Annotated in this window: 5 protein-coding genes; 3 read left to right on the forward strand and 2 right to left on the reverse strand. The window is 73.0% G+C overall.

Annotated elements, in window-relative coordinates; translation table 11 throughout:
- The 3 genes from AB0G02_RS26035 to AB0G02_RS26045 all read left to right on the forward strand — a co-directional run.
- Window positions 1-641, forward strand: a 641-nt coding sequence (locus AB0G02_RS26035; RefSeq protein WP_360798349.1) for a helix-turn-helix transcriptional regulator, incomplete at its 5' end; no start/stop codon positions are given.
- 364 nt (window positions 642-1,005) lie between these two features.
- On the forward strand, window positions 1,006-2,319 hold the full coding sequence (locus tag AB0G02_RS26040) for an aminotransferase class III-fold pyridoxal phosphate-dependent enzyme (RefSeq protein WP_360798352.1): 1,314 nt from the start codon (window positions 1,006-1,008) through the stop codon (window positions 2,317-2,319).
- The gene (locus tag AB0G02_RS26045) at window positions 2,316-3,554 is read left to right on the forward strand and encodes an MFS transporter (protein ID WP_360798354.1); all 1,239 of its coding nucleotides are present in this window, start codon (window positions 2,316-2,318) and stop codon (window positions 3,552-3,554) included. The genes AB0G02_RS26040 and AB0G02_RS26045 overlap by 4 nt, the downstream gene beginning before the upstream one ends.
- 20 nt (window positions 3,555-3,574) lie before the next feature.
- Here the strand turns inward: AB0G02_RS26045 and AB0G02_RS26050 are convergent, their stop codons facing one another.
- Complete coding sequence (locus AB0G02_RS26050; protein ID WP_360798357.1) at window positions 3,575-4,198, reverse strand: DUF5825 family protein; 624 nt, start codon at window positions 4,196-4,198, stop codon at window positions 3,575-3,577.
- 5 nt (window positions 4,199-4,203) lie between these two features.
- Window positions 4,204-6,045, reverse strand: coding sequence for a RiPP maturation radical SAM C-methyltransferase (locus AB0G02_RS26055; protein WP_360798360.1), 1,842 nt, complete (start codon window positions 6,043-6,045; stop codon window positions 4,204-4,206).
- Window positions 6,046-6,181: the final 136 nt, after the last annotated feature.

Genomic DNA, 6,181 nt, shown 5'->3' on the forward strand with positions numbered 1-6,181 from the left:
GCCGCTACGGCGTCGCCGTGACCCGAAGCGTGCCGGACCTGGTCGAGGCGGCCGTGCGGCTCGGGGAGCCGGAGCGGGCGACCGAGGCGTTCGAGCGGTTCGCCGCGCGGGCCGACCGGATGGGGCAGGCGTGGGCCGACGCCCTGGTGGCGCGCTGCCGGGCCCTGCTCGGTCCCGAGGACGAGGCCGAGCAGCACTTCAAGTCCGCGCTCACCCTGCACGACGCGGACCGGCGGCCGTTCGAGCAGGCCAGGACCGAGCTGCTGTACGGGGAGTGGCTGCGCCGTGCCCGGCGCAAGGCAGAGGCGAGCACCCACCTGCGTTCCGCGCGGGAGAACTTCGAGCGGCTGGACGCGACGCCGTGGATCGAGCGGGCGGACGGCGAGCTCGGGGCCACCGGGGTGACCGGCAGCGGCACGCCCGCCGTGCTGCACGGCCCACTGGCCCGCCTGACCCCGCAGGAGCTCCAGATCGTCCGGCTCGCCGCGCATGGGCAGTCCAACCGGGACATCGCCGCGCAGCTGTTCCTCAGCCCCCGGACGGTCGGCCACCACCTGTACAAGGCCTACCCGAAGCTGGGCGTGCTGTCCCGCGCCGAACTCGCCGCGCTTCCCCTCCACGACCCGGGACAGACTCCCTGACCTCTCGGGAATCGAGTCGGGAACCGTGTCAAGAGTCGACCCGAATGCGAATTCGGGCCGTATTCGGGTCGACCGCCCTGTCAATAGTGGTGTCCGTAGCACCGGCCGGGCTTTTCCGGTCGACCACGGCCGAATGGCGGTAGGCCCGCCTTCTCCACCGATTAGGCCGAAGGAGTGGAGTGTGCGAAGCGCGGTTGATGACGGCGTCGCCGCGCACCTAATGTCTCGACCCGATCGGATCGACAGGTTCAGCGTTTTCCCCCGCCTCCGACCAATTCGATTTCCGATTCACCGGGGGCGAGGCCAGGGTGTGCTGCACCACGTCCCGCTGACCAGCGCACGTCGAACCCCCGCCGGGAGCGCCATGTTCGATTCGGACGGCTACCACCTCTGGCACGGCAACGCGCCGATGGCGGACTTCTTCCGGGACTCCGACCCGGACATGTTCCTGGTGAGCGGCGCCGGCAGCAGGGTGCGCGACGCGGCGGGCCGCGAGTACCTCGACGCCCGCTCCTCGATGTGGAACGTCACCCTCGGCTACTCGTGCGAGCCGGTGAAGGCCGCCATGCGCGCGCAGCTCGACGTGCTGCCGTCCGGCACGGTGATGCGCTACGAGCACCCGACGCGCGTGGCGGTCGAGTACGCGGAGCGGTTGGCCGCGGCGCTGCCCGCACCGCTGGACCACATCAGGTTCGGCAACACCGGCAGCCAGATGACCGAGGCAGCCGCCATGCTGTCGCGGTTCCACCGCCGGATGACCGGTGAACCCGACCGCACCCACGTCATCACCGTGAAGGGCAGCTACCACGGCACCGGGCCGCTGGCCACCGCCCTCACCGGCGAGGAGGTGTTCCACCGGTTCTCCGCGCCGCTCGACGGGTTCGTCCGCACCGCGCCGACCCCGGACTTCACCGGCGGCGACGACGACCCCGTGCGCCCGGTGCTCGACCTGGTCGACGAGATCGGCGCGGAACGGGTCACCGCCGTCATGGTGGAGCCGGTGCTCGGCACGTTCGTCCAGCCCGTGCCGCACCGCTACCTCAACGAGCTGATCGCCCGGTGCCGCGCCCGCGGCATCCACGTGATCGCGGACGAGATCACCACCGGCGCGGGCCGGGTGGGATCCATGACCGTCAGCGAACGGCTGGACGCCGTGCCGGACATGGTGGTGCTGGGCAAGGGGTTGAGCGCCGGCTACTTCCCGCTGGCCGCGCTCGCCGTGTCCCGCTCGATCTACGACCCGCTCGCCGGCACCGAGAACCGCGTGGGGTTCCTCAACGGCTCCACCACCGACGGCCACCCGATCGGCATGGCCGCGGGCGCCGCGGTGCTGGACGTGATCACCGCGCCCGGGTTCTTCGAGGAGGTGCGGGAGCGGGCCGCGTTCCTGCGCGACGCGCTGCGGGAAGGGCTCTCCGACATCCCGGCGGTCCGCGCGGTCGGCGGCGAGGGGATGATGATCGGCATCGAGCTGGCGTACCGGGACGGCACGCCGTGGTCGCTGACCGACACCAACCGGCTGCGGCTCGCGTGCCGGGACCACGGCCTGCTGACGAGCTTCTCGGTCGGGGTGCTGCCGCTCATGCCGACGCTGGTCATCGACCGGGCCGACTGCGCGGACCTGGTCGCGCTGCTGGGCAAGGCGCTGCGCGACTTCCGACCGGGGAAGCCGGCTTGAGCGGTGGCGGGCGCCTCGGCGCCGTGCGGAACCTGGTGCTGGCCAACGGGGTCACCTCGTTCGGCGCCGGCGTCACGGAGTTCGCCCTGCCGCTGGTCGCGCTGAGCCTGCTCGACGCCTCGGCGTCGACGGTCGCCCTGCTGTACGCGGTGTCGTTGGCGGCGCGGGCGGTGGTGAGCCTGCCGGTCGGGGTGTGGATCGACCGGACCGACCGCGCGCGGGCGACCGTCCTCGGCCTGGTGGCGGGCGGGCTGGTGGTGCTCGCGGTGCCGGCGCTGACCGCGGGCGGCATGCTGTCGATCGGCTGGCTGGTGGTCGTGGCCGTCGGCGCGGGCGTGACCTCGACCGTCGTCCAGGTCGCCGCGCAGGCGCTGGTCCCGGCGCTCGTCGACGGGCGGCAACTGCTGTCCGCCAACGCGGGGCTGTCGTTCGGCCGCTCGCTGGGCAGCATGGTCGGCCCCGGCGCGGGCGGCATCGTGGTCGGCTGGATCGGCGCCGGCTTCGCGCTGCTGGTCGACGGCGTGAGCCAGCTGCTCGCCGCAGTGCTGCTGGTGCGCCTGCGCGACCCCGCACCGCACCGCGAGGTGGCGGACCGCCCGCGCCGCGCCGCGTGGGACGGCGTGCAGGCGGTGCTCGCGGACCCGCTGCTGCGCCGGATCCTGGTGGGCACCACGGTGTTCAACGTCAGCGGCGGCCTCATCGGCAGCCTGTACTTCCCCTACGCCTACCAGGACCTGCGGCTCTCCCCGGTCGCGCTCGGCATCGCGGCCATGGTCGGCAACGTGGGCCTGCTCGCCGGCAGCGCGCTCGCGCCCCGCGTGGTCCGACGCCTCGGTCTGACCAGGGCCGCCACCCTGTCCGACACGATCGCGGTCGCCGCCTTCGGCCTCATCCTGGCCGCGTCGCTGCTCGCGCCCCTCGCGATGCTGGCCGTCTACGAGTTCCTGTTCGGCCTCGCCATCTCGGTGTTCCGGGTCAGCGTGACGACCCTGCGCCAGGAGCGCACCGCCGCCGCGCTGCAGGGCCGCGTGTTCAGCATCGTGCTGCTCGGCCCCATGTTTGGCGCCCCGGTGGGCGCCGCCGTCGCCGCCGGCCTGGCCATCCCCTTCGGCGCACCCGGCGCGATCTCGGTCGGCCTGGTGGTGGGCGTGCTCAGCCTGACCCCGTTCTGGCTGCCGGGGTGGCGCACCGAACCGGCACCGGACCCGGCCCGCGACGCCGACCCGGCCCGATAGCCGCCCGTCCGGAGCCCCCGCTACGCCGCGACGTAGGGGACGGGCCAGTGGCGCATCCGGAACGGCAGCAGCAGCACGGCCTGCTCACCGCGCAGGGCCAGGCCGAACTCCACCGCGTCGGCCAGGGCCTCGGTGGCGGCCTCGTCCAGGTCGGCCACCGAGGTGGCCTCGGCGATGGCGCGGAAGTGGTCCGCGCTCTCGCCGTCGATGGTCAGGTGCACGGACTCGCCGTCGGGGCGGACGTCCTTCACCGTCACGAAACCGGGACCGACGCGGTAGTAGTAGGCGCCGTACCGGTAGGCGCCGAGCCACGTCGCCGCGCACTCCGCCGCGCCGTCGACGCCCCGCACCGGCGGGACGAGGTGGTGCAGGTTCCGCTCCCCGACCAGCGGCCGGCCGCCGAGCACCCAGTCCAGGCGCAGCGTGTGGCCGGTGCACTCGCGCAGGAACCGCAGCAGCCGCAGGTCGTCGTCGAGGCTCGCGCCGGCCCGCAGCGGTTCCTCGACCAGCACCCGCTCGTAGCCCGCTGCGGCGATGTCGGCCGGTGCGGCGGCGGTCCAGTCCGCCAGCACGAGCGTCCGCCCGGTGCCCTCCTCCTGCGGCTCCCGCGTCACCAGACCGGCGCCCGTCGTCGTGCGCGTCATGCCCGTCACCCCACCTTCACCGGCGCGGCGGTGGTCGCCAGCGCGAGGTAGCCGCCCGCCTCGGTGAACAGCAGCCCGCGGCCGAGCAGCGCGTCCAGCCACTCCCGCAGGGCGTCCGGGTCCGGGTCCCGCCCGTCCTCGCGGAGCCGCCGCACCAGCGCTGGGAGCGTCCTGCCCTGCTCCAGCTCCCGGTACGCGGCCACGAGGTCCGGGTCCTCGATCACCACGTCCTCGTGCGGCCGGCCGACCCTGCGGTCCTGCAGCACGACCACGCCGTCCTCGTCGAGCCGTCGCAGGTAGCTGTCCGGGTAGAGGTCGTGCCAGGCGTGGACGAGCGAGACCAGCTCGGCCGCCTCGGCCTCGGACAGGCCCCGGTGCGGGGTGTCGAACAGGTACACCAGGTCGGCCTTCTCCACCTCGGGGAGCCGGTACACGTGGTCGTAGAGGTCCGCGCTGGCGCGTTCCGGGAAGCCGAGCGCGGGGTTGTCGAAGTACGGGCTGAACCGCTCCAACAGGATCCGGCCCGCGGCCGACGGCGGCTGGAGGTGCGCCAGCGCGGGCAGTTGCCGCACCACGTCGGCGTACTCGGCCGCGGTCTCGCCCGGGAACCCGTAGAGCCAGTTCCACGACACGGTGAGACCGTTGGACTCGCAGTCGCGCAGCGTGCGGACGTTGCGCAGGCCGGACACGCCCTTGTCCATCATCCTGAGCACCGGGCTGACCAGGGACTCGATGCCGGGCTGGACGTGGGCGACGCCCGCGCGGCGCAGGACCTCGATCTCGGTGAGCTTCAGGTTGGACTTCAGCTCGTAGTGCACCCGCAGGTCCCAGCCCAGTTCCTCGATCCTGGGCAGCACGGTGCGGAAGTAGTTGTTGTCGATGATGTTGTCCACGGTGATCACGTCGAGCACCTGGTGCCGGGCGATCAGGTGCGACAGCTCCTCGATCACCCGGTCGGGCGACTTGGACCGGAACTCCATCAGCGTCCCGTTCAGCCCGCAGAACGTGCAGTGGTGCGCCTCGCCCCACCAGCAGCCGCGCGCGGTCTCCACCACCAGCTTCGGCTCGACGTGGTTGCGCACCGGCGAGGCGTCGAGGTGGGCGAACCAGTCGTCGAAGTCGGGCACCGGGATCCGGCCGGGCGGCACGGGGTGGGCCTGGGTGTCGTTGACCCGCTGCGCGTCGCCGTCCCACCAGCACAGGCCGGGCACGTCGGTGAACGGCACCTCGCCGTCCAGCGCGCGCAGCAGCGCGGGGAACGCGACCTCGCCCTCGCCGCGCACGACGTAGTCGACGAACCGGTAGTTGCGGTGCAGCGCCACGCCCATGTCGCCGTCGCAGTTGCCGCCGCCGAACACGATCGCCACGTGCGGCGCGAGCTGCTTGATCCGCCGGGCGACCGCGAGGCTCGGCACGTTCTGCATGAACGTGGTGCTGAAGCCGACCGTGTCCGGCGCCCCGTCGAGGATCTCGGCCGCGGCCAGCTCGACGAACTCCTCCGCGTACGGCCGGATCCGCCGCGCGCGGTCGACGTCGACCGGGTGCCGGGTGAGGTAGTCCTCCAGCGCGGCGACCCCGAAGTCCGGGTCGTCGTGCAGCACGCCGGTGAACACCCAGTCACCGAGGCCGTGGAACAGCCCGTTCTCCGCGACGTCGGTGTAGTCGGCCGGGCCGAGCTCGCCGTCGGTGGCGGCCATCAGGAACTCGGTCAGCCGCAGGCCGCCGTGGTAGGCGCGCGGCACGGGCAGGCCCTCGGCCGCGCAGCACGCCCGCAGCAGGCCCAACGGCAACGACGGCGACTCGATGGCCTGCCACGGCATCGCGGCGAGGCACGTCGACCTGGGCACGGCTCCTCCTGGGAAGCGTTGGGGTGCACCGACTCGGGTGGGAGCGGCCGGAGCCCGGCCACCCCCCGACCCACTCCGTCATAGCGGTGTGATAGGGAAATCAAAACACTGTAAAACAGTCACTCCCAGCAAAATC

It is taken from the genome of Actinosynnema sp. NPDC023658 (genome assembly GCF_040639995.1).
GTDB lineage: Bacteria > Actinomycetota > Actinomycetes > Mycobacteriales > Pseudonocardiaceae > Actinosynnema.

What these genes read in the sequence shown, in the direction of transcription:
- AB0G02_RS26040 (WP_360798352.1), top strand. Translation starts at nt 1,006, where the DNA reads ATGTTCGATTCGGACGGCTACCACCTCTGGCACGGCAACGCGCCGATG.
- AB0G02_RS26050 (WP_360798357.1), bottom strand. Translation starts at nt 4,198, where the DNA reads ATGACGCGCACGACGACGGGCGCCGGTCTGGTGACGCGGGAGCCGCAG.